The sequence below is a fragment of the Flavobacterium panacis genome (assembly GCF_024649945.1).
Lineage (GTDB): Bacteria > Bacteroidota > Bacteroidia > Flavobacteriales > Flavobacteriaceae > Flavobacterium > Flavobacterium panacis.
On record NZ_JANKMS010000008.1, the window covers coordinates 86,921 to 113,690 of the forward strand.

General features: G+C 32.3%; 15 protein-coding genes. 9 read left to right on the forward strand and 6 right to left on the reverse strand.

Translation table 11 applies throughout. The annotated features are described in order from the left end of the window. Positions 1–2 precede the first annotated feature (2 nt). The 5 genes from NQQ59_RS17065 (at position 3) to NQQ59_RS17085 (ending at position 5,424) form a co-directional block, all read left to right on the forward strand. Positions 3–1,091, forward strand: coding sequence for a serine hydrolase domain-containing protein (locus NQQ59_RS17065; protein ID WP_144216066.1), 1,089 nt, complete (start codon positions 3–5; stop codon positions 1,089–1,091). 149 nt (positions 1,092–1,240) lie between these two features. Beyond that, positions 1,241–2,140, forward strand: coding sequence for a S66 peptidase family protein (locus NQQ59_RS17070; RefSeq protein WP_144216068.1), 900 nt, complete (start codon positions 1,241–1,243; stop codon positions 2,138–2,140). A 171-nt stretch (positions 2,141–2,311) separates the two neighbouring features. Then, positions 2,312–2,683 carry a YraN family protein gene (locus NQQ59_RS17075; protein WP_144216070.1) on the forward strand — a complete coding sequence of 124 codons (372 nt, stop codon included), beginning with the start codon at positions 2,312–2,314 and terminating at the stop codon, positions 2,681–2,683. 116 nt (positions 2,684–2,799) lie between these two features. After that, positions 2,800–3,456, forward strand: coding sequence for a hypothetical protein (locus NQQ59_RS17080; protein ID WP_008466087.1), 657 nt, complete (start codon positions 2,800–2,802; stop codon positions 3,454–3,456). 645 nt (positions 3,457–4,101) lie between these two features. Beyond that, positions 4,102–5,424 (forward strand): hypothetical protein, encoded by a 1,323-nt coding sequence (locus NQQ59_RS17085; protein WP_144216072.1) that lies wholly within the window; start codon positions 4,102–4,104, stop codon positions 5,422–5,424. A gap of 55 nt (positions 5,425–5,479) precedes the next feature. Here the strand turns inward: NQQ59_RS17085 and NQQ59_RS17090 are convergent, their stop codons facing one another. The 4 genes from NQQ59_RS17090 to NQQ59_RS17105 form a co-directional block, all read right to left on the reverse strand. After that, a complete protein-coding gene (locus tag NQQ59_RS17090; RefSeq protein WP_144216075.1) occupies positions 5,480–6,034 on the reverse strand; it encodes a DUF5683 domain-containing protein in 555 nt (184 codons plus the stop codon). Positions 6,035–6,137: 103 nt separating this feature from the next. Continuing rightward, positions 6,138–7,013 (reverse strand): hypothetical protein, encoded by an 876-nt coding sequence (locus NQQ59_RS17095; protein ID WP_257698399.1) that lies wholly within the window; start codon positions 7,011–7,013, stop codon positions 6,138–6,140. 16 nt (positions 7,014–7,029) lie between these two features. Continuing rightward, positions 7,030–10,395 (reverse strand): transcription-repair coupling factor, encoded by a 3,366-nt coding sequence (mfd, locus tag NQQ59_RS17100; protein ID WP_144216079.1) that lies wholly within the window; start codon positions 10,393–10,395, stop codon positions 7,030–7,032. Beyond that, on the reverse strand, positions 10,388–11,014 hold the full coding sequence (locus tag NQQ59_RS17105) for a hypothetical protein (protein ID WP_144216081.1): 627 nt from the start codon (positions 11,012–11,014) through the stop codon (positions 10,388–10,390). Before NQQ59_RS17105 ends, mfd begins: the two co-directional genes overlap by 8 nt. A gap of 308 nt (positions 11,015–11,322) precedes the next feature. Between NQQ59_RS17105 and NQQ59_RS17110 the strand changes: the two genes are divergently transcribed. Then, positions 11,323–12,261 (forward strand): L-threonine 3-dehydrogenase, encoded by a 939-nt coding sequence (locus NQQ59_RS17110; protein ID WP_144216083.1) that lies wholly within the window; start codon positions 11,323–11,325, stop codon positions 12,259–12,261. Positions 12,262–12,814: 553 nt separating this feature from the next. Here NQQ59_RS17110 and NQQ59_RS17115 read toward each other — a convergent pair. Further along, entirely contained in the window at positions 12,815–14,695 is a 1,881-nt protein-coding gene (locus NQQ59_RS17115; protein WP_144216085.1) for a M1 family metallopeptidase, read from the reverse strand. 64 nt (positions 14,696–14,759) lie between these two features. Next, entirely contained in the window at positions 14,760–16,397 is a 1,638-nt protein-coding gene (locus tag NQQ59_RS17120; protein WP_144216087.1) for a S8 family peptidase, read from the reverse strand. A gap of 301 nt (positions 16,398–16,698) precedes the next feature. Here NQQ59_RS17120 and NQQ59_RS17125 point away from each other — a divergent pair, with 301 nt between their 5' ends. The 3 genes from NQQ59_RS17125 to NQQ59_RS17135 all read left to right on the forward strand — a co-directional run bounded on the left by NQQ59_RS17125 (position 16,699) and on the right by NQQ59_RS17135 (position 26,369). Further along, positions 16,699–21,240 (forward strand): T9SS type A sorting domain-containing protein, encoded by a 4,542-nt coding sequence (locus NQQ59_RS17125; RefSeq protein WP_144216089.1) that lies wholly within the window; start codon positions 16,699–16,701, stop codon positions 21,238–21,240. A gap of 2 nt (positions 21,241–21,242) precedes the next feature. Continuing rightward, on the forward strand, positions 21,243–21,941 hold the full coding sequence (locus tag NQQ59_RS17130) for a glycoside hydrolase family 78 protein (RefSeq protein ID WP_144216091.1): 699 nt from the start codon (positions 21,243–21,245) through the stop codon (positions 21,939–21,941). A 171-nt stretch (positions 21,942–22,112) separates the two neighbouring features. Next, positions 22,113–26,369, forward strand: a complete 4,257-nt coding sequence (locus tag NQQ59_RS17135; protein ID WP_257698400.1) for a leucine-rich repeat domain-containing protein — start codon at positions 22,113–22,115, stop codon at positions 26,367–26,369. Positions 26,370–26,770: the final 401 nt, after the last annotated feature.

Consider the following 26,770-nt stretch of genomic DNA (forward strand, 5'->3'; position numbering starts at 1 on the left):
AAATGAAAAAACTCCTATCTGTCTGCAGTTTACTTTTGATCTTTATCTCTTCTTATTCTCAACAAACCAGTCAATTTATTGATAGTATAAGAATAAAACATACTATTCCTGAAATTGCCTATGCGGTCGTTTCTTCTGATTCTGTTTTAGAAATAAATGCTTTAGGGTATAAGAAAATCAATAGTCAATTAAAGGCCGAATTATCAGACCGATTTCGTTTGGGCTCTCTCACCAAAACTATTACAAGTTATTTAGCAGCTAAAATGGTTAAAGAAGGAAAGCTAAAATGGGAAACCAAATTTTTTGATTTATATCCTGAATTAAAAGCAAAAAGTAATCCTGCTTATTACAACTTTACGCTAAGAGATTTTATAACTTTTAGAGCACCTATTCCGACTTGGTCTTATGGAAATGAAACGCCAACTCGAAAAGAAATTAAAGGAAATGATGCTGAACAACGTTACGAGTTTATCAAATGGTTTTTCAAACAAAATAATACTTTTTCTGAAAAGCAAGATGTTTACTGGTCTAATCCCAGTTATGTTGCAGCCGGACTTATGTTGGAAAAGGCAACAGGGAAAACCTATGAAATCTTAGTACAGGAATTAGGAAAAAGTTTAAATATTGAATTTGAATTTGGCCAACCCAACTTAAAAGACAAAAATCAAACTTGGGGACACGATGAAGATCTAACTCCAGAAAAACCGGCTTTAAATTATAAATTAAACTGGCTTTCATCAGCAGGAAATATCAATGTAACTTTACCTGATTATTGCAAATTTATTCAAATGCAACTTCAAGGGCTGCAGGGAAAATCAAAACTGTTTACTCAGGAAGAATTTAATTATATGCATTTTGGTCTTTCGGAATTTTCGTTTGGTTGGTATTCAAAACTTAACAAAAATAATGAGCAACAATATTCATTTCACAATGGAAATCCGGGAACATTTTTAACCAAAGTGTATATTTGTAAAGCCGTCAACAAAGCTTTTATTCTTTTTGCTAATGTTCAGTCTGAAAAAGCTGACGAAGGATTAATTTTAATTTTAAAAGAATTAGAAACTAAATATGGATGTGCTCCGTTTTATTAAAAACCGGAATTAAATAATGTATAATTTTAAGCAAAAAAGAAAAAATGAACATCAAGAGCTTTAAATACTTTCAAAAACACTTTTCTATTTATAAAGTCGCATTCCTTATTTTTGCTTTTCAATCATTCACTTGTCAATCTCAACAAAATATGATAACACCACCTTATTTACAAAAAGGAGATACTGTTGCTCTTTTGGCTACAGCCAGAAAAAATATAGACGATAATTTAAAACCAACCATAGATTTATTGCACAGCTGGGGTTTAGAAGCCGTTGTTGGATCAACAATCGGATTGGATTATCATCAATTGGCAGGAACAGACGAGCAAAGAGCTGCCGATTTTCAAAAACAAATGGACAATCCAAATATCAAAGCGATTTGGTGTGTTCGTGGAGGTTATGGAACGGTTAGAATGTTGGATTTATTAGATTTTACTAAATTCAAACAACATCCAAAATGGGTTATCGGATTTAGCGATGTAACTGTTCTCCACAATCATTTGAATACAATGGGTTATAAATCCTTACACGGAATTATGCCTGTAACAGTTCCAAGAGCAACTCCAGATGCTGTAAGTTCATTAAAAGCAAGCTTGTTTGGTGATCCTGTTTCTTATTCTATTAGTCCAACTCCTATGAATCGTTTTGGAAGTGCAACTGGAGAATTAGTTGGCGGTAATTTATCGATCTTATATAGTTTATTAGGTTCTCCGTCTGCAATTGACTGTCGTGATAAAATATTATTTATTGAAGATTTAGATGAATACCTGTATCATATTGATCGTATGATGATGAATTTGAAACGAAATGGATGCATCGAGAATCTAAAAGGAATTATCATTGGCGGCATGACAAGCATGAAAGACAATGAAGTTCCGTGGGGTAAAAATGCTTTAGAGATTATTGATGATGTTACCAAAAAATACAACATTCCAGTAATTTTCAATTTCCCAGCAGGTCATATTAGAGACAACAGAGCTTTAATTATGGGAAATACCGTTTCTATGGAAGTTACTGCAACGGGAAGCACCGTTACTTTTAAAAGATAAAACTGCTCTATTCCTTATTTAAGGAAATCCAACAATACCACATAAAAATATCGCAAGACGCGAAGTCGCAAAGTATAGTTAAAACTTTGCAACTTCGCGTCTTTTCGTGCAATAATTAATTTAAATAAAATCGAAGATTCACACTGAAAACTGTGACTGTAAACTAAAAAAATGGCAGAACATAATGACTTAGGAAAATTAGGAGAAGATCTTGCTGTGGCACATCTTGAAGAAAATGGATATTTAATTCTAGAACGCAACTTTGTTATTCAAAAGGCCGAAATAGATATAATTGCCAAAAAAGATTCCATTTTAGCAATTGTTGAAGTTAAAACGCGTTCGAGTTTAGATTTTGGTTCTCCGCAAGATTTTGTAAAACAAAAAAAGATTCAGTTACTCATTAAAGCAGTAAATGCCTACATAAACGATAGGGAAAAGGATTTTGAAGAGGATTTAGAAGTCCGTTTTGACATCATTGCGGTCCATAAAAACGGCGAATCATTTGCAATTGAACATCTTACCGATGCATTTTATCACTTTTAACATAATTTTTTATTGTTATAATTGTAACAATTTGTTTTTTTATTTATATTTGCAGAGATTTATAACATCGCAATGTTAAATTAACAACCAACCGAATACAAAAAAAAAAAAGAATTATGAAAACTGTGTCTTCTATTGTAGAAAACTACATTAAAACAAAACCATTTCTACTGAACGCCCTCTCGCTCGGAATTATTAACCTGACTTCACTTTCGCGAAATATTATGACCGAATTAGAAAGTGAGTTTGGGAAAGAAGTAAAACAAGGAGCTGTTGTAATGTCTTTGAAACGACTTACAGAAGAACTAGATTTTAAATTGAATCACAAAATCAATAAAGTAATTAAGAACATTGGTGAAATTACTGTTCGCTCTGAGCTTACAGATTACACTTTCGCAGCTTCTGAAACTGTTTTAAACAAACAAGCCGATTTAATTTCGGACATTAATGCTTTATCTGATATTTTTTATACCTCATCTCGTGGTGTAAACGAAACCAATATCGTTGTCAGCAGCAGTGTAAATCATTTAGTTGAAAAACACTTTATGAGAGAAAAATTAATCCAGAAATTGGATAATTTAGCTTCAATTACTGTAAAATTACCAAAAGAGAACATTGTTGTTCCTGGTATTTATTACTTCATTTTCCAACGTTTGGCTTGGGAAGGAATTATCATTAATGAGGTAATTTCTACTTCAAATGAATTTACAATTTTAGTTGGAGAAGATCAAGTTGATGTTGCTTTTAAAGTAATTAAAGACCTGAAAAACTAATTAAAAAATCAACATTTAAGAATCAAATTAGAGTTTTTATACCACAAAAATCCTTTTGTCTTCTAGTAAGATAAAAGGATTTTTCTTTTTAAACTCAAGCCTTAAGACCAACTTTCAGATAAGAATATTCTCAAAATTCAAATTTTAAAGTAAATTTTATTTTTCTAAAGCGTCAATATGACACTTACTTTAGAAATGGGACTTTACGGCACATTTTACGTCATTACTTTAAAACATAGCCTAAAAATCCGAATTAAGTTTTTTTATATATAATTTGTTGCGAATAATATTTTTATATATTTGCTAAAGAGTCTGATGATCAATAATACATTTTGATAATCAAGACGAGTTAATTCCAAAGTCAATTATAAAAACTCGCAAAAAAGAAAACACTTAAATTGATAGACAGTTTTTCAACTTCACTATAAAATTATCTAACCAAAACCACAATAATGCCATTAAAAATCACTCTTCGGAGTGATTTTTTTTTGACTTCTTCTTAAAAACTATTTTGGCTTAAAAAAGCTAATAACACAAAGGAAATTTTCTTTCGTTTTTTACATAAAAATAATCTGCAAATGAGGTTTCCCGTATTGATTTCATCATATAATTCCATTTTTTTGCAATCAATTTTAATCCCAAAAAATGAATAAAAAATTACTTTTACTTAGCCTTCTATTAGTTGTAGGATTATTTGTTTCCTGCTCTAGTGACGATTCAACTGAAAAGCCTGTTATTCCAGTAATTAAAGAGCCGTTGCCAATTACCATTAGCGAACTTACTTCTGATTTTTTAATAGTTGGTCAGAATTTAGAAATTAAAGGAATAAACTTAGCCAATAAAGATTATCCAACAGTAGTATTGTTAAATGATACAGAGCAAGTTATTGCTAAAGAAGTTACAGAAACCAAAATTGTACTTCCAATCACAGATGCAATAAAAGTGGGTACTAATTCGGTAAGAATTCAAATTAATAAAACACTAAGTGCTCGTGCAAATTTCTTTGTAATGAAAAAAGGGTGGAATAAATTGAATGGTTTAGGGACTTATGATGTTTTAACTTCTAATGTGTTTGACGACAGTAATTCTGTTTTCTCTTTTGCAGACAGTGACACACGTGATTTTGGTTTTTGGGGCTTTCCTGCAAAATTACAAGGAACAGCAGAAGGTTTAACCAGAACTGCTGTTAAACAAAATGGTGGTAGTTATGGTGCCTTTAAAATGGTAAATGATAACATAGGCGTTCTAACAAGTACTAATGCCGCGACTTATTCAAATAGTGGTTTTGAAAACAGCAATTCAACAACTGTCGAGCCTTCTTTTAGTCCCGCAATTAACGGATTAAATATTGGTTATGCAGATCAAAATACAAGTATTGTAACTACATTCAGAGGAGGACAAATTTATACTGCTGATCATGGAGCTACAGTTATTAAAAGCGAACCTCTAAAGTGGACAGCAAGAGGGAATTATTACAGAGCTTCAATCACAACTTTTAAAAAATCCTCAAACGGCAAATTCTATCAGTTAGGAATAATAAATGATTATGCAAAAGAAGGTTCTAATAAACATCGTAACGTAGTTTTAGAATCTGCAACAGGATACAGTGACTGGAACGTGATTGATACCATTTCTAAAGCAAACCTAAACATATCTTACATCTATAAATTCTTAAACATCAATACTATTTTGACTATAGATCCGACAAACAAAACTTTGGTCGCTTCTACTGATATGTTAAAAACTTGGAATGTAATTAAAACTGATGTTAAGAATATATTTCTAAGAACAGAAACGCAATGGTATATTGTTTCAGGTGATAAAATTTACGTAACAAAAGATTCTGGAACAACATGGGAACTTGAACTTGAGTTGCCCGCTGATTCGTCTGTAAATGAAATTTCTTTCTCAAAAACAAAAATTATTGTTTCAGGAAATAAAGGTTTGCATTATCTAAAATTGGAATAGTTTCGTACAAACTAAAAAACAAAAGGCGCATGATAACTCATGCGCCTTTTGTTTTCTAAAATGAATAATTGAGGGCAAATCCAAAATTATTACTTAGTGTAATATCATTTTTTATGACAGTCGGTTTAAACGCTAATTTATCGTCTACATTAAATTGTGATAAAGCAGCGTCAATATTAGCATCAATGATATTTAGGACATAGAAACCAACCATAAACAAGGCTGATAAATCACGGTTTCTTTGAAATCCCTTCTGAATACGAATCAACCTGTCATCATCTAATCCGGCCAAGCTTGAGTTAGCGTTTGCGTTTCCAGCAAGTCTGCTTTTATATTCGTCCCGATACAAATGATAATTTTTCTGATTGTCAATGTATAAATAAGTGCTCGTTCCGATTGCACCGTAAACCAAAGGAACTTTCCAGTATTTTTTATTGTAAACTTGCCCCAGACCTGGTACAATTGCCGAGAAAAATGATGCTTTTGCTGGTCTGAGCGGATCAATTGCTTCTGATGTCAGTGTATCTTTTAAAATAATTTTAGGTTTTTCTTGTGCGAAAATTGAAGTTAATCCAAAAAATAAAAATAGTAGAACGAGGTGATTCTGCATAAAAGTTGGCTTTGAAAATTTTGGTTCAAAGAAAACTTTTTAGTTCTAAGATTTTTCTTAAATAAAAGATAAATAAAACTTAATTATGAATACGGTCGTAAATTTAAAAGTATTCGAAGACTTTTTCGTCAGAAGTTAAAGAGTGATTTTTACCATCTTCATAAATATAACGGATCTGACTTACCGGAAAGTTTTGTGCATTATAAATTAGTTGGTCTTTTACATAAGTTAACCCGTGCATTTTTATTGCAACTAAATTATTTGGAGAGAAGTCTCTAAGCGAATTTGTTGATTCTGTATAAATTAAATAATATAGGCTTTTATTCAGCTTTTCATAACTGTAGTATAATGGATTTCTTTTATCATCATATTGATACTCTGTAACTGAATCTCCTCCACTTGTTGTTTTTATGACATTACCTCTTTCATCATAAGTAAATTCAGTAAACGGGTAAAATTCATTGCCATCACTATCAACGAAACCTTTTGTTCTTACTGCTTTCAAAATTCTTCCCGTCGCATCGGTATCAAATTCGGTAACAAGTGTTGTCGGCACATCAAAACGCTTTTCGTAATAGCTTGTAACTTTGACTTTATTTTTTCCGTATTCTAATAATGCATAGTCATTTGTGTTTACATTCGTTTGTTTTACCAAACGATTTTCTTTATCGTAGGAATAAGAATAAGTATACACTGGAGAAAATACTGTTGAATTAAATATCTGCCTTAGTAGTTTTCCGTCGGCATCGTACTCATATTGATAACGATTATATTGAAGTGGAGTCCAATTAAAAGTTGCTTCTACTAAAAATCCATTTTCGTATTTATAAGTTTCTACATAACTTTGTTTTGAAACTTTTACCGATTTCAATAAATGTTTGCTAAAATCCTGATTCTCCAAATTACTAGAATCTTCGGAACTGCAACCTAAAATAGTAGTAATTATAAGTATGTAAACTAATTTGATTTTTTCCTTCATATAAAAATAATTGCCGCTATTCCTCAAACAACTCCATCAATTCCAATGCTCGTTTTATCGACTTCACATTTTCAAAAGTCAATAATAAGCGTAATCCGTTTACGGTTTGTTTTTCTTTCATTTTGCAAAGGTTGCTGTGTTTTTGAACAAAGTTTAAAACGTTTCTGAACTTCACAGACTGATAATAATCTGATTGTTGATCTGAAACGAAATAACCAATCATTTTGCCTTGCTTCAAGACTAATTTTTCGATTCCGACTTTCGTTGCAATCCATTTAATTCTGATGCTGTTTAATAACGCAACAGCAGGTTTTGGTAGTGGTCCGAAACGGTCAACTAGTTTTTTCTCAAATTCCTGTAAACCGGCTTCGTCTTTTATCGCACCTAATTCGTTGTATAAAACCAAACGTTCTGAAACGTTATTGATATATTCATCTGGAAATAACAATTCGAAATCGGCATCGATTTGAATGTCTTTTACGTATTCTTTTGTATCGATGTCGTTTTCTTCAGGATATAAATCTTTGAATTCGTTTTCCTTCAATTCTTCAATCGCTTCATTCATGATTTTTTGGTACGTATCAAAACCAATTTCATTAATGAAACCGCTTTGTTCTCCACCTAATAAATCTCCTGCTCCACGAATCTCCAAGTCTTTCATGGCAATATTGAAACCGCTTCCCAACTCGCTGAATTGCTCCAATGCCTGAATACGTTTTCTCGCATCTTCTGTCATGGATGAATACGGTGGACAGATGAAATAACAAAATGCTTTTTTATTGCTTCGCCCAACGCGCCCACGCATTTGATGCAGATCTGATAATCCAAAATTATTGGCGTTGTTGATGAAAATCGTGTTGGCATTCGGAACGTCCAATCCGCTTTCGATGATTGTTGTGGCAACCAAAACATCAAAATCTCCGTTCATGAAACCTAACATCAATTCTTCGAGCTTCGCACCGTCCATTTGTCCGTGTCCAATTCCAACTCTTGCATTTGGAACCAAGCGCTGAATCATTCCAGCAATTTCTTTAATATTTTCAATTCGGTTATTGATAAAGAAAACCTGTCCGTTTCTTTGAATTTCATACGAAATCGCATCGCGAATAATTTCTTCATTAAAACCAACTACATTTGTTTCAATCGGATAACGATTTGGCGGAGGCGTTGTAATTACCGATAAATCTCGCGCTGCCATTAACGAAAACTGAAGCGTTCTCGGAATTGGCGTTGCTGTTAACGTCAATGTATCGACATTTGCAGCAATGGTTTTGAGTTTATCTTTTACGTTTACACCAAATTTTTGTTCCTCATCGACAATCAATAAACCAAGATCTTTAAAAACCACATTTTTGTTTACCAATTGATGCGTTCCAATTACGATATCTAGTTTCCCTTCGGCTAAATCTTTTAACGTCTGCGTTTTTTGTTTCGCAGTTCTAAATCGGTTTAAATAACCAATTGAAACCGGCATATCTTTTAAACGTTCAGAGAAAGTTCTGTAATGCTGATAGGCCAAAATTGTCGTCGGAACTAAAACTGCCACTTGTTTGCTATTATCAACCGCTTTAAAAGCTGCACGAATCGCAACTTCCGTTTTTCCGAAACCAACGTCACCACATACCAAACGATCCATTGGGCGATCGCTTTCCATATCGGCTTTTACTTCTGCCGTCGATTTCATTTGGTCTGGTGTATCTTCGTAAATAAAAGAACTTTCCAATTCGTTTTGAAGATAACTGTCTGGCGCAAACTGAAAACCTTTTTCCAAACGACGTTTCGCATACAACTGGATTAAGTTGAATGCAATATGTTTGACACGCGCTTTGGTTTTCTGTTTTAAAACCTTCCAAGCGTTTGAGCCAAGTTTATAAATTTTCGGAGGTGTTCCGTCTTTTCCGTTGTATTTTGAGATTTTATGAAGCGAGTGAATACTCACATACACAATATCATTATCGGCGTAAACCAATTTTATGGCTTCCTGCGTTTTGCCTTCCACCTGAATTTTCTGTAAGCCGCCAAACTTCCCAATTCCGTGATCTATGTGCGTTACATAATCGCCAACAGAAAGTGCAGTTAGTTCTTTTAAAGTGATATTCTGCTTTTTAGAATACCCATTTTTGATGTTGAATTTATGATAACGCTCAAAAATCTGATGATCGGTATACGCCGTTATCTGATTTTCTTCGTCAATAAAACCTTGATACAAAGGCAGTACAACAGTATTGTATTGTTTTCTAATATTCTCTGAATTAGCTTCATCCAAAGATTCAAAAATATCATGAAAACGTTTTGCCTGCGTTTCATTTGAACAGAACAAATAATTTTTATAGCCGTTAAAATGATTGTCACTCAGATTGTTCAACAACAAATCAAACTGTTTGTTGAATGATGGCTGAGGCTGAATATGAAATTCGAATTTTTTAGTTGTTTTAAAGATTGGTTTTGAAGCCAATTCTACAATCGAAAAATCCAGTGCGCGCTTGATAAACGAAGCTTGATTTAAAAACAATTGCTCTGGCTCGGCATGTTTTATTTCTTTCGAAAGTTTTTCAAAAGCCTCTTCTGCTCTCGCAAATTGTTTGTCTAACTGACTAAAAAGTCCGTCTGTATTTTGAATGAAAAGAACTGTTTTTTCGGCAATATAATCCAGAAAGCTTTCTCTGTTTTCTTGAAACAACTTGTTCTCAACATTCGGAATTATAGTAATTTTTTTGTGTGTTTCAACAGATAATTGTGTTTCGACATCAAAACTTCTGATACTGTCTACTTCATTTCCAAAAAACTCAATTCTGTATGGATGATCGTTTGAAAAAGAAAAGACATCGACAATTCCTCCACGAACTGAAAATTCTCCCGGTTCTGTAATAAAATCAACTCTTTTAAATTCGTATTCAAACAAAACTTCGTTGATAAAATCGATCGAAATTTTATCGTTTAAAGCAACTTTTAAAGTGTTTTTATCTAATTCTCTTCTCGTCACCACTTTTTCGAAAATGGCTTCGGGATAAGTTACAATTATTGCTGGTTTTTTTCGCGAATTGATTCGGTTTAAAACCTCAGCGCGAAGCAGTACATTGGCGTTGTCGGTTTCTTCAATTTGATACGGACGACGAAAAGAAGCAGGGTAAAACAAAACATCCTGTTCGCCAATCATTTGTTCCAAATCGTTTAAATAGTAAGCGGCTTCTTCTTTGTTATCTAAAATAATCAAAAAAGGCAGCTCGTTTTTTTTAAAAACAGAACGAATAATAAAGGAAACCGAAGATCCCAGTAAACCGCTAAGGTTCATTTTTATCTGATTTCCTTCCAGTAAACTTTTAGCAATCTGCTCTGCTTTTGGCAAATTGTCATAGATGGTATATAGGGCGTTTTTACTCAACTTTTGGTGCGTTTTGATCTAATGGTTGTATGGGAACCTGTGGCGCAGCCGAATTCGGAATTGCACGTGTGGTATCTAACATTCTTAAGAAATCTTCTTCTCCTTGTTCTTTTGGTATTTTGGCTTTTTCGACAATTTTATCCATTTGTCTTTCCAGTGAAATCAGTTCTTTATTGATTTCCTGAACCAGAAAAACTACTTTATCATCTGGAATTTGATTTAAATGAATAAATAAATCCAGCATTTTAATTTTAGTAATCAAAATAGAAATACGACTTCTAATTTGAGGCTGATTGAAATCTGTTGGAATATTATTGTTTAAAGCCATGGCTTTCTTAGAAATCGCAGCCGATTTTTTCTGAAATGCTCCAATAGTTTTTCTTGGTTTATCGCCAATCTCTTTTATAAACTCACGCCACTCTGTCCATGAATTTAATTGTGATTCTGATATTTCGTTGATCGGCTCGTTAAGAAACGTCCAGCCTTTGTTTATATTATTAAAAATAGCTTCTTTCTTTTTTGCTTCTTTTGCATTTTCTGCACGTCGTTTTTCATCTTCATTTTGGCAAGAAAACAATACAAATGTTAAAAGCAGAAAAAGAGATATTTTATATTTCATTTAGTAAAATGTTAGACGGCAAAGTTACAAAGTAAATTTACAATTACGAATTCTGTTTTTTGCTAAAGATTCTATAAATCATCGTTATTTTTTTATCATTTAAAAAGCCAGATAAGAGGATTTTTTTCGTTTTTATTTTCTTTAGAATACACTTCAATACTGAAAATAAAAAGGCACAAAGGCACACCCTTGCAAAAGAGAATAATCCAATAAACAAACTTTTTAATTATTGAATCTATAATTTATGATTCTAAAAAGCATTAGTAATTGCGAAAACGTTATATTTGTGTCTCTAAAAATCATTCGAAATGAATCCTAAAATATTAATCATTGGTGCCTGTGGTCAGATTGGAACAGAGCTGACACAAAAACTGCGTAAATTATACGGAACCGAAAATGTTATCGCTTCTGATATTCGAAAATTAAATACTGATGTTGTTAATTCGGGACCTTTTGAAGTCGTCAATGCTTTAGATTTTAACCAGATTGAACATTTGGTTGAAGTGCATCAAATTACAGATGTTTACTTGATGGCTGCGCTTTTATCTGCTACGGCTGAAAAGAACCCTGCTTTTGCTTGGGATTTAAATATGAATTCTCTTTTTCATGTTTTAAATTTAGCGAAAGCAAAAAAGATTCAGAAGATTTTTTGGCCATCCAGTATCGCCGTTTTCGGACCAACAACTCCTAAAGAAAACACGCCACAATATACGGTAATGGAACCTTCGACAGTTTACGGAATTAGCAAACAAGCTGGAGAAAGATGGTGCGAATATTACCATAATATTTACGGTGTTGATGTACGCAGTATCCGTTATCCAGGCTTAATCAGCTGGTCTACTCCTCCAGGCGGCGGAACTACAGATTATGCAGTTGATATTTTTTACAAAGCTATTGCTGATAAAAAATACGAGTGCTTTTTATCATCTGAAACCAAAATGCCAATGATGTACATGGATGATGCAATTGATGCCACTATCAATATTATGAAAGCTCCGGTTGAAGAAATCAAGATTCATTCTTCTTATAATTTGGCTGCAATGAGTTTTACGCCAACTGAAATTGCTGCTGAAATCAAAAAACATATTCCTGAATTTGAAATTACTTATAATCCAGATTTCCGTCAGAAAATTGCGGACAGCTGGCCGGCAAGTATTGATGACAGCGCTGCAAGAGAAGACTGGAACTGGAATCATAAATTTGATTTGGAAACTATGACAAAAGATATGATTGAGCATTTGAGTTAAATTCTTTTCTGCACAATCTAATTATCATATTTGAATTGCCTCCAGCTTTAGCTGGAGGTTTTTTTTGTGATAAATGATAGGGCTTTAGCCTAACTGTGAAAGTTAGGCTAAAGCCCTTTTTTTGTCATTTCGACCGAAGGGAGAAATCACACACGGAATTCTACAAAGACTGGAGATTTGCGTTGTGGAGTTTCTTGTGCGATTTCTCCCTTCGGTCGAAATGACAAAACTGGCGCGAGAAGTTCTAAATCTCAATCTCTAAAAGAAGCCAATTGTTTGTATCTAGCCCCGATGGAGGCGGTATCCTTGCTGGCCCGACGTCGGGCAACAGCGAGATATAGCCGAGAGCGGGAAACCTTGTTTACTAAAATGCCTTTTGTGTTGCTCCTGATTATTAAATAAACCTTAATTGCCTTCAGATGAAAACAAAAAAGGGTTTTAGCCTAACTTTCACAGTTAGGCTAAAGCCCCTATACATTTATAACAAAAAAAACCTCCAGCTAAAGCTGGAGGCAATTGAATTTTATGCTAAAAAAGCAAAGTTATTTAAAGCTTATTTCACTTCAAAAACATTATTTGCTTGTTTTACATCAGCCATTAATCCGCTTGGATCGATAGTGATTTTTTTGATTGACGTTTTGTTTTTGTCAATTGTAAAACTATAGTTTTGTTGTGCCCAAGCCCAATCTTCCAGAACTGTTCTTTTTTGATTTGGGTTTGGATTTGGTTTAATGAAATTCATCATTCTTAACGGAATGTAGAACGTTTCAGAAGTTCCGTCTGTGTAATCTACTTTTAAATCGATTGGCATTGGCATTCTTCCAATTCTTTCTAAAGAGATTGTTGTTTTTCCTGCATTGTCAGCCACATCTTTGATTCCGTAATCAATTGTATTGGTTGTTTGCGCCCAATCTGTCAAATACCAGTCTAACTCAGCTCCAGAAACTCTTTCAGCTGTTCTCTTGATATCGTTTGGTGTTGGATGTTTGAATTTAAAATCGTTGAAATATCTTTTTAAAGTCGCATCAACATTGTCTTTTCCAATTACATATTCTAGCTGAGAAAGGAAAATACTTCCTTTAACATAAGATGAAATACTATACGGACGGTTTTCATCATAACGATCTCCGTGAGTAGTTTGTGGCTGCTCTTTACCAGAATTTACTAAGCTGTAGTAAGCATTGTAATTTCCTTTGAATGGATTGACTTCTTTTTTATCTCCTTTTAGTTCATTCAAAGCACTGTCTTCGATGTAAGTTGTAAAACCTTCGTCCATCCAAGGGTGTTTTGATTCGTTTGAAGCTAAAATATGCTGGAACCAAGAGTGTCCTAATTCGTGCGTTGCAGTTCCAAGAATTCCTTCAAGAGTTCCGTTTCCTAGCATTAAAGTACACATTGCGTACTCCATTCCTCCGTCGCCACCTTGAATAAATGAATATTGTTTGTATGGATATTGTCCAACTCTATTGTTGTAATAATCCATAACTTTTACCATTAAAGGCTCTAGCTGTTTCCAGTTTTCTGCTACTTTAGGAGTATTTTTGTAGAAGAAATGCAAATCGACATCGTTTGGTCCTTTTACAATATCATGTGCATAATCTTTGTCGGCTGCCCAAGTAAAATCGTGAACGTTTGGCGCAATAAAATGCCACGTTAATGTTTTTGCTTTTTTAGGATAAACTACTGTTACACCTGCATCTTCATAACCGTGTCCGATAGCATTTTTGTCTTGTAAATATCCAGAACCTCCAATTGTATATTCTTTGTCGATTGTGATTTTTACATCAAAATTACCCCAAACACCGTGAAATTCTCTCGCAATGTATGGATCTGCATGCCAGCCTTCGAAATCAAATTCGGCTAATTTTGGATACCATTGTGACATTGAAAGTTCGATTCCTTCGGAATTATTTCTTCCAGAACGACGAACCTGAACTGGAACCTGTCCGTCAAAATCTAAAGTGAAAGTTGTTTTAGAATTTGGTAAAATTGGTTTAGCCAAAGTCACTTCCAAAATGGTTCCAGAAACTCTAGTTTGAGCAACAGCACCATCTTGTTTGAAGTTTGTAATTTTTAAATATCCAATTTCATTTGGTTTTAAAGTTTCGATACGGCTTTGTTTTACATCTTTCCCATCAGCGCCTTTTACTTTATTTACCATTCTTCCATCAGGATCTTTAATAAAATGTAGACGTGCATCCATTTCGCTTCCCGGTTGAAAAGCGTTTGGAAATAAATGATAAAATACCTTTTTTAAAGTATCAGGAGAATTATTGGTATAAACCAATTCCTGTTTTCCTTTGTACTGATAGTTTTTTACATCCATCGAAACCTCCATTTTATAGTCAGCGTGTTGCTGCCAATACGGAGCGCTTTGTGCAAAAGCCGAGCTAAACCCCAAGCTTAAGAAAGAAAGTAAAATAATTTTTCGCATGTTGATATGTAATAGAAAATGGAAGAGCGCGAACTCTTCCATTAGATTAATAGTGTATTATTTTTTATTTTTTTGACATCTTTTCTGCCATCAATAAAGCATTATAAGCATTTACCATTTTTGCTGTTTTTGATGATTCTACAGAAGAAACTGCTGGTGCTTTTTCGCCTGGATTTTCACTTTTTCCTAAAACAACTTTAGAAGGAAGTGCCACTCCTGAATCCATCAAAATCTTTTTAACCTGAGCCGCTTTTAATTTTGGGTAATACGAACGAATTAACGTCGCTACACCAGCCGCGTTTGGAGATGCCATTGAAGTTCCTTGCAAATATTTGTATTTGTTGTTTGGAACTGTTGCATAAATTTCTTCACCTGGAGCAAAAACGTCAACGTTAATTTTTCCGAAGTTTGAAAATGATGCAATTACATTTTCTCCATATTCTTTATTGATTGCTCCAATTGTGATTACGTTATCTGCAAATTCTTTTACGTTGTCTTCTGAGTCATTTGGATAATTGATGTTTTTTGTTTCATCAATATTATAACCATCATTACCAGCAGCGTGAACAATTAAAACGTCTTTTTTAGCAGCATATTTAATCGCATCGTAAACCCATTGTTTGTGCGGAGAAAAACTTTTTCCGAAACTTCCGTTAATTACTTTTGCTCCATTATCTACTGCGTAACGAATTGCCAAAGCGATATCTTTATCATACTCATCACCGTCTGGTACAGCTCTCACAGTTAAAATCTCAACATTTGGTGATGCTACTCCATCTCCTCCTAAATTATTACCACGAATTTGAGCAATAATTCCAGCCACGTGAGTTCCGTGAAGTGCTTTTTCTTTGTCTGGACCAAATACTACATTATTTCCATAATTAGTATCTTTAATATCTTCTGGATTATCACCTACGATTTTTCTACCGTCAAAATCTTTATTCAAATTGTAGTTTAACTGATCGTAAACTTGTTCTTTATATTCACCGAAATCTGCTTCAGGATCAAAAGTTGGTCCAGCATTTGTGAAAATTTGAGTCATTACAGCTTTACTTCTAGCCACTTTTGGATCTGTTGAAGTAATTGCCTTTAAATCTTCAATTTTATAATCTGATTTATTCAGTTCTTTTTTGATTGTATTATGAACATCAAGTAAAAAATCTACTTGTTCTTTGTCTTTAAGAGCTTCTTCATATTTCTCAGTATATTGAGCCAAAGCTTCTTTGTACTGAGCAGAACCGTCATCGCCTTTTTTAACGATACGTGTCATTTCAAGGTTTTCATTAACGGCATTTCCTAAGAAATTCCATCCGTGAATATCGTCAATAAAACCGTTTTTATCATCATCAATTCCGTTTCCTGGAATTTCTTTAGTGTTCGTCCAGATCATTCCTTGAAGATCTTCGTGCTCGATATCTACACCAGAATCTACAATACCTACAATAACTTTTTGTCCTTTTTTACCTTGCAGTAATTCAGTTAAAGCTCTGTCTACACTCATTCCCGGGATAGAATCTTTTACTAAATCTAAATGACTCCATCTTTTTAATTCATTTTCACTAACTGGTGCTTTTTTCACCACTGTCAAAGGAGCAACAACTGGTTGTTTTGGTGCTGCTTTTTGTGCCTGCAAACTTGCGCTGCAACCTGCTAAAACAAGTAGTGCGAAAGCGGATAATTTAATAGGTTTTATATGACTCATCTATCTATAAATATGTGTAAGTTAAAATATGGGTCTAAATTATGCTTTTTTGTTACAAAATACTAACCATTAACAATGTGTTATGAAATTTTAATCAAAAGTAGTCCTGACGACATACAATATAAACAACTAAAACACAAACCCTTACAACTAAACATACCATAAAACAAGACTTCCTGAAGATCCTACATTTTTATACTAAGTATATGATAAACAATAAATAACACCTCTTTACGGCTTCCCGTAAGGAATCTTCATATTTATGCCTTAAAATTGCGCGAGCTAATCCTAAATCTATTCTATGAAGACAAAACTACTCTTGTTGCTTTTATTAGCAAATTTTTCTATTTATGCGCAAACCAACTTAGTTCCAAATGGGAATTTTGAGACTTGGAATTCGTCATCTAAACCAGATAACTGGTATCAGTATTTTAGCGGTTATATTTCTAAAAGTACTGTTGCCCAAAATGGCTCATCAAGTGTCAATATGATGGTTGCCAGCGGAACTTTTAACTTTATTAATAGTGAATATTTTCCGGTAACTGCCGGTAAAACTTATAAAGTAACATTATACCACAAACTTGCTAAAGGAACATTTTCTTCTATTGATTTTAGCATATATCATAAACCAGGTACGTTTAAAGAAGAAATAACTAAAAAATCTGATGTTACTTTCTCTACTACAGAATGGCGAAAAATTGAATTTGATTATACGCCAACAGTAAGCGAAAATATCGAAGTTGATATCTGGACTTATGGAAGTCTAAATTCTGAAATTTTAGTTGACAATGTTTCTGTTGTAGACGTTAACGAAGTACCTGTTCAATATACCCAAATTCCTGATGCCGAATTTGAAAATTATTTGGCTTACTTGGGGTATGACAAAGACGGCATTAATGGAAAAGTACTCACAAGTAACATTTCTTCAATAAAAACTCTAGAAGTTTCTTACAGTGCTCGAAAAATTACAAACTTAACTGGTATCGAAGATTTTACTGCCTTAGAAAGTTTAATTTATAGAGGAAACACGGGCAAGATTTCTGCTTTGGATGTTTCTAAAAACACGAAACTTAAAACTTTGGATGTCAGCTCCAATTTATTAACAGCCTTGAACATTTCTAACAACCTAGAATTAGAAACTTTAATAGTTGACAGTAATAAGATAACAGATCTAGATGTAACCCAAAATACCAAACTTAAAGTACTTAAATTTGAATCTAATCAGTTAAGTGCTATTTCTGTCTCAAACAATAAAGAGCTGACTACTTTTAACTCTTACTACAATAATAAAATTGCCAGTTTAGATTTGTCTCAGAATGTATTACTTACAGATTTAAACTGTGCATCCAATCAATTAACAACACTGGAAATTTCTAAAAACACACTGCTAAAAAGTTTATATTGTGATGGTAATAAACTAACCGTATTAAATATTTCTAAAAATACACTGCTAGAAACTCTAAGAACGGCTACTAATAATCTAACAGCATTAGATATCACTAATCAGCCTAATTTAAAGATATTTCAATGTTATAGAAATAAAATTACAAGTTTAGATCTATCTAAAAATACATTGTTAACGAGCATTGCTTGTTACAATAATGAATTAACAGAATTAAATACTTCTAAAAATCCTGAACTTACTAGTATAGATGCTCTGTCTAACAAAATAACAACTTTAGATTTTACTCAAAATACAAAATTACACAGCGCTTATTTACACTATAACAGTTTAACTAAGATTGATGTATCTAAAAACCTTGCACTTAAGAATCTTACGGTTAATAATAATCCAATAGCAGTAATAGACTTAACAAACACTATCAATTTAGAGTACTTTAGCGGAAGTAAGACAGGTATAAAAAGTTTAGACCTTACTAAAAATGCCGCTTTAATTACTTTGAGCCTGGAAGAAACCAAAATTGAAAGTTTGGATTTATCAAAGAATACAAAACTAACTGATGCATCCCTTTCCTCTAACAGATCTTTGTATGATCTTAATTTAAAAAATGGAAACAATACCGTATTAAACGTTTCCTTATTAAACGATTTATCTTTGAACTGCGTTCTTGTAGACAATAAATCTAATGCAGATTCTAAATGGTCTGCAAAAAAAGACAGCTGGACTAGATTTTCTGAAGACTGCAGGCCTTACACAGCTATTCCTGATCCCAATTTTGAAGATAAATTAATTGCTTTAAATATTGATCTTGACGGAAAAAATGGTCAGGTTTTAACGGCAAACATTGCTCAAATCAAAACTCTTGATGTATCAGCAAGTTCTATTGCAAACTTAACTGGAATTGAAGATTTTGCTAGTTTAGAAACCTTAAACTGTAAAGACAATCAGTTATTGTTCTTAGATTTATCTAAGAACACTGCTTTAACTTCTCTAAATGCTTCAAACAATAAACTGGTAAGTTTAGATTTGAAAAATGGAAAGAACACACTGCTTAACAAAAACACTTCCACTTTTACAGGAAATGCTAATTTAAAATGCATACAAGTTGATGACGAAAATTATGCTAATACAAACTGGGTCGCTTTAAAAGATGCATCGGCAAATTACAACACACTTTGTAATGCTTTTGTTTCTATTCCTGATGCTAATTTTGAAAACAAATTAATCGCTTTAGGAATTGACCTTGACGGGAAAAATGGAAGAGTGTTAACTTCAAACATTGCTTCTGTTACAACTCTAGATGTTTCTGCAAGTTCGATCTCAAACTTAACTGGAATTGAAGGATTTGTTTCTTTAAAACAATTGAATATTTCTTCCAATAATTTAAAAGCGGTTGATTTAAATAAAAACGTTTCATTGACAACATTAAACGCTAAATCAAACCAATTATTAAATTTAGATTTATCCAAAAATACTGCTTTAATAGAAGTAGATTGTTCAGCAAATAATTTATTTAGCTTGAACCTAAAAAATGGAAACAATGCTAAAATGCAAAACATGGTTGCTGGAAATTTTAAAAGCAATCCAAATTTAACCTGCATTCAGGTTGATGATAAAGCTTATTCAGATGCGAACTGGGCAAATGCAAAAGAAACTGCTGCTTCGTACAATACAACTTGCGACAACAATGCTTTTACCGTAATTCCAGATGCGGTTTTTGAAAGCAGATTAATTGAACTTGGGATTGACAAAGACGGTGTTAACGGAGGTGTTTTAACCTCTAGTATTTCTTCAATAAAAGAATTGAATATCTATCTTCCACAAGGTTCATTAAATCCAACCATAAAAGATTTAACAGGAATACAAGGTTTTAAAGCATTAGAAAAACTAAGTATTGATAATAATCAATTAAGAGAATTAGATTTAAGCTCAAACACCGCCATTAAAGAAGTAACTTGCAGAAACAATCGATTGACCACTGTCAACCTTTCTAAAAATACGCAGCTTAGCAAATTGGATTGTTCGAACAACTTTTTAACTAAATTAGATTTTTCTAATAATCCGGCATTGTATCAAGTTGATTGTTGGGAAAATAGTTTAACTTCTCTTGATTTTTCAAACAGCCCTAATTTTTATTATTTGGCTGCTCAAAATAATAAGTTAACTAGTTTAAATTTCAGTAAAAACCCAAGCTTAAATTACTTGAATTGCGGCAATAATTTATTGCCAAATTTAGATTTGTCCAACAATAAATATGTAATGTATTTATTTTGTTCAAGCAATAAATTTAAAACGTTAGATGTTACAAAAGTTTCTTCATTATCTCAATTTGGGTGTGATGATAATCAACTAACGACTATTGATGTTTCTCAAAATAAGTCGCTTTCTCATTTCTCTTGCAGTAAAAACCAGCTGACATCTTTAGAGCTGACAGGTACTACTAATTTATGGACATTAAATTGTTCAGAGAATAAATTAACGACTTTAAATCTTTCTAAAAACAAAAAATTAGGTGCGGTAAATTGCAGTTGGAACAATCTTACGAGTGTAAACATAAAAAATGGTAACAACGAAGCTGGGTTTACTCAATTTTTAGGAAATGATAGTTCTATAAATTTTAAAAACAATCCTAATTTGACTTGTATTCAGGTTGATGATATCACTTTTGCTACTACAAAAATGGCGACAAACAAAGACGCAACAGCATCTTACAACACGAACTGCGGTATTTCTATAGTTTTACCAGCCGATAATTTTACTGTTGAAACAAAAGGAGAATCTTGCCAAGGACAAAACAATGGAGAAATTAACCTGACAGCAAAAGGATCTTACACATATGAAGCTTTATTAAACGGAAAAACATATCCATTGAACAATAACAACCTGAAAATTGATGGTTTAGCTCCAGGAGAATATACTATTTCTGTTATAATTGCCGACGAAAATTTTGAACAGCTTTTTAATTTTACAATTCAAAAAGCAGCAACTACTACTGGAAAATCGACAGTAAGCTCTAAGAGTGTAAATGTTGAAATTACAGAAGGAACTGCGCCTTTTACAGTATTCATTGATGGAGCCGAACAATTTCAGACTACCGATACCAATTTTAGTGTAGAACTTAATAAAGCTGGATTAGTTGAAGTTGCAACAGCTAAAGCTTGTGAAGGTATTTTTGCTAAAAAAGTAACTTCTTACGAAATAGGCTCAGTACTTTCAGCTTATCCGAATCCGACTTCTGGAATTATTGAAATTGAAATTCCTAGTACGAAAACTGAAGTAGCTATCGAGCTTTACAATTTTGGAGGTCAATTGGTTTCAAAAGGAATTTATAATACTGAAAGCGGAAGAGCTCTTTTAGATCTACAAAATCTGCCATCAGGAATTTACGCAGCTAAAATCAATTTAGAAACTCCAGAATACATTAAAATTATAAAAAAATAAAAATGAGAAATTCTATATATCTTTCAATTGCTTGTTTAATACTAACAGCCTGTGGTGGTGGAAGCGATGATCCAGAATCTGCTCCAGTTGTTAACACAGCTCCATCTGTACCCACATTAAGACTTCCTGCTGATAATAAATTATGTTTAGATAACAATGTTTCTTTTGAATGGAACGCTTCTAAAGACGACCAAAAAGATGCAATTGTTTATCAGATTCAAATTGCTAAAGACAATTCTTTTGCGCAAATCGTTAAAACTTTAGACAATTCGTCTCCTGCAACAAGCAGTTTAGCTTTAGACAAAAACACCGCTTATTATTGGAGAGTAAAAGCTACAGATGCCAAAGGTTTATCGAGTGAATATTCATCTACATTTAAATTTTATACTGCTGGAGCTGCTGTTGTAAATCATCTGCCATTTGCTCCAGAATTGGTGCAGCCTGTAATAAATGCTACTATAAATCCTGGTACTGCGACTCTAAAATGGAGCGCTTCGGATGTGGATACAGAAGATGTTTTAACTTATGATGTTTATTTTGGAACTGCTAATCCTCCTACAGTAAAAGCAGCTGAAAATGCAACCAGCACATCATTAAATGTTACGCTAGAAGCAACAAAACAATACTATTGGAAAGTTGTTGTAAAAGACAATAAAGGCGGCGAAACTGTTGGTCAGGTTTGGAAATTCAAAACTAACTAAACACTTAGAATTAAAATTTGTTACACTAAACTCCTATTTTCAAAATTCACGAAAATGGGAGTTTTTTATTTAAAAAACACATTATATCAATTATTTTTTTAGTACGTCTTTCCGTAATAAAACTCAGAATAGTTATTGTATTATTGTAACGCCAAAATGATAAACTAGCCTATGAAAACAAAACTACTTTTTCTGCTATTATTAGCAAATTTTATTGTTCAAGCTCAAAATCTACCATCATACTTGTCTACAAATGGACTGTTATTTTATTATCCATTTAACGGAAATACAATTGATGCAAGCGGAAACAATATTAATCCATATCCACAAAACCTTACTTTAACTACTGATCGATTTGGGAATACTAATTCGGCTTGTTCCTTTAATGGAACTAGCAGTAGTATGAGTGCTTATCTAGCCAATCATCCACAAAACAATAATTCTAGAACCATTACAGGATGGTTTAAAGCCAGTACTCCTGTTAAGTCTTCAGAATTTGACTTTTGTTTGATCAATTATGGAAGTGAGGCAGATTCATTTACGATAAGTTTATATCTAAAAGGTTATTTAAATGTTTTGTTTGGTGGTCAGCTTATCTCTTCTCAAAAAAACTATTTTAATAACAAATGGACCTTTTTTGCAATGACATTTGATGACAACACTGATATTTTTTCATTGTATATCAACGGTGTTCTTGAATTAACTGAAAAAATCAATTCATTTCCAAAAGGATTTTCTGGTATTTGTACCATTGGAAAAAACAATCAGAATAATTATTTTGAAGGTGATTTGGATGATCTGGGACTTTGGAACAGAGTTTTGAGTGCAGAAGAAATCTCAATTTTATACAGCTCTTCAAAACCAATTGCTTATACTTCTATTCCAGATGTTAATTTTGAGAAAAAACTAATAGCATTAGGTCTTGATTCGGGGCCGATTGATGGAAAAGTGCTAACAGAAAATATTGCTTCTATTGGAATTCTTGATCTTTCATCATCAAATATTACTGATTTAACCGGAATTGAAGACTTTACTTCCTTAACTTATTTATACTTTCAGTCGAACAACATAACCAGTGCTGACCTTTCAAAAAATGCAAAACTTATTGTAGTGAATGGACAAAATAATCAATTGTCATCAATTAATCTTTCAGGAAATAGTAGCCTAAGGGAGATTTATGTTGATCGTAATAAGTTAACAAGTCTTGAAGTTTACACATGTACATCGCTGACACATTTAAGCTGTACAACCAATCAAATAACGTCTATTAATCTCGCTGAAAATAAAAATTTAACGAATATTTATTTAGATCAAAACAAGCTGACTAATCTAAATCTTTACAAAAATACACTTTTAAAAACGCTTTGGTGTGGCGAAAATCAATTGAGTTCGATTACACTTCCTCCTGAAAGCAATAATCTGGAAGTATTGTATCTGAATGCAAATAACTTTACAGTTCTTGATATTTCAAGATATACAAGCTTAAAACAATTTGTTTGTTCTACAAACAAGTTAACCAGCATAAATATTAGTAAAAATACTGCTTTGACTTTTTTACATTGTCAGGAAAATAATTTAACTACTCTTGACATTTCAAAAAACAAAGAGATAAACAGTTTGTATTGTTTTGACAATCAATTAAAAACTTTAGATGTTTCTCAACAAAAAGCTTTAACCACTTTATGGTGTCATTCTAATCAACTGACAAATCTCGATCTTTCTCAAAATCCAGTGTTAAGTACTTTAACTTGTGACAAAAATAAATTAACAACACTGAACGTAAAAAATGGTAACAATGCCAATTTGAATATTTTCAATTCCGGATTTAAAAATAATCCTGATTTAACATGTATTCAGGTTGATGATGTGAATTTTGCCAATACAAACTGGGCTACAAAAAAAGAGGCTATCGCAAGTTTTGATACAAATTGTACATCAGGATACACCTTAATCCCTGACGTTAATTTTGAAAAAGCTTTAATTGAAAAGGGAATTGATTCAGGAGTTCCAGACGGAAAAGTTCTCACCTCAAAAGTGTCTTCTGTAACTGATTTATTTATTAGTTCAAAATCAATTACTAATTTATCAGGAATCGAAGACTTTACTTCTTTAATAAATTTAGATTGCGATAATAATCAATTGACCAACATAAACGTTTCTAAAAATACCTCATTAAATTTTTTGTCTGTCGGAAACAATCAAATCAAAAGCCTAGATGTTTCTAAAAATATTGCTTTAGTAGACTTGTATTTCCACGAGAACCAAATTACGAGTATAGATGTCTCTAAAAACACCAATTTAAGGATGTTGTATTTTACCAAAAATGCTATAACAACTTTAGATGTTTCTAAAAATACAGCTTTGACGCATTTATATTGCAATTCTAACCTATTAAAAGTTTTGGATATTTCTCAAAATACTGTTTTAACAAATTTATTTTGCGATCATAATCTATTGACGGATTTAAATGTTTCTAAGAATATATATCTAGATGGTCTTTTTTGTAACAGCAACCAAATTAGAAACTTAGATGTTTCTAAAAATACTTTCTTGGTAAGATTGGAATGTGACACCAATCAACTGACAAGTTTAAATGTTTCAAAAAACACTTTACTTGGTGGATTAAACTGTAATTCTAACGCAATAATCAATCTTGATCTTTCTAAAAATCCCGCTCTAAATTATCTAAGATGTGCCTCTAACAAATTAGAAACTCTTAACTTAAAAAATGGCAATAATGCTAATTTTACAAGGATGGATAATAATTTGAAAGACAATCCAAACTTAACTTGTATTCAGGTTGACAATGTTAGTTTTTCAAATACAAATTGGTCAATAGCAAAAGACAATACAGCTTCTTTTAGTACTTCATGCGGATATCCTGATATTACTTATACTTTAATTCCTGACGCAAAATTTGAACAAAAATTAATTGCATTGGGAATTGACAGCGGTACTTCTGACGGAAAAGTTTTAACATCAAAAATCTCCAATCTCTCTTCATTAAATGTAGCGGAAAGCAATATTTCTGATTTAACAGGAATTGAAGATTTTGTGGCTTTAAAAACTTTAGATGTTTCTAATAATTCATTGACTAAATTAGATGTTTCCCAAAACATTTCATTGGTTGAATTAACTTGTAGAATCAACAAATTAGATTCTTTAAATGTGTCGAAAAATCTTTTACTAAAAAAGTTGATTGCTGATAACAACAACATGTCTAAAGTAACTATTTATAAAAATATGGCTTTAGAAACAGCACACCTTGGATTTAATAAACTTACTTCTTTAGAATTGGGAGTCCAACCTTCATTAACGCAGTTAACATTAGAATCTAATAGAATCAAAGTAATTGATGTTTCAAGAAATACGTCATTGGTTTATTTCATTTGTAACAATAACCTGTTAACAAACTTGGATGTTTCTAAAAACACTTCTTTGAAATATTTCATTTGCGACGGTAATAACTTATCATCTCTGAATTTAAAAAACGGAAAAAACACTTTATTAGATAATATTATTAATTTAAAAAACAATCCCAATTTGACTTGTATACAAGTTGATGATGTTGCGTATTCAAATAAAAACTGGGCCAACGCTATAGATGCTACAGCTTCTTTTAATACTAATTGTGAGATAAAATATGTATCTGTACCTGATAGTAGTTTTGAACAAAAATTAGTAGATCTGGGAATTGATACAGATGGTGTAAATGGAAAAATCACAATCGGAAACATCAGTTCTATTACAACTTTAGATCTTTCAAATAGTAACATTAAAGATTTAAGCGGGATAGAATATTTTACTTCATTGAAAACTTTGGATATCAGCAATAATCAATTAACCAAATTAGATTTGAGTAAAAATAGTGAATTAGAAATATTAGACGCTTCTTCAAACAAACTTACAACATTAGATATATCAAAAAACACTAAGCTTAAAGTTGTATATGTAGTTAATAATCCTTTGGTTTTATTAAACCTGAAAAATGGAAACAATGCTAACTTTATTCTGCCATCAAATACTGGCAGAAAATCAGCTTCAGGATTATATACTTCTTTCTTAGGTCTTACAACCCTAAGCTGTATACAAGTTGATGATGAGAATTATTCAAATACAAATTGGTCAAGTATCAAAGAATCAACTACCATTTATGCCAATACTTGTAAAAGTCTAAGTGTTGATGAATCTACTTTTAACCAAGCGATACTTTATCCTATTCCAACAAAAGGAGAAATAAACATTACTAACGTTTTTATAGAAAAAGCAACAGTTTATAATTCATTAGGACAATTGGTAAAATCGTTTATTTTAAATTCTGCAAATACAGATCATACAATTAATTTGTCTGGTTTGCCAAAAGGAGTTTACTATGTTTACTTGATTAACGGAGATGCGGCTTCGGCGAAAAAAGTTATAGTTGAATAATCACAATGAGTTAAATTAAAAAATCCCATTTTCAATATTTAGAAAGTAGGATTTTTTATGCTTACATTTTTCTCATTAAAGGTTTTCTTCGCAAGTAAAAACTTCTTTCGAACACCTTTTCGGTATGTTCAAGGTTTATAATCTAATTGTGTCGATCATGTTCCAAAAACAAATAATGATTTTGATCTGCCTGCCATATTCAAAAATTTTGATTTTTCAGGCATTGTCAATAATGTTCTTATATCATAAACCTAATTCGTTTGAAAAACCAAAATCAGAATTTGGTCTTTCAATAAATACAATTGAACGTTTCATACGTTTTTTGTATTTGCTTAAAATACAATGTAAATAAATACTTACATTTGTGATTCGGTTTTTAAATTTTAAATGCTTTATTCTTA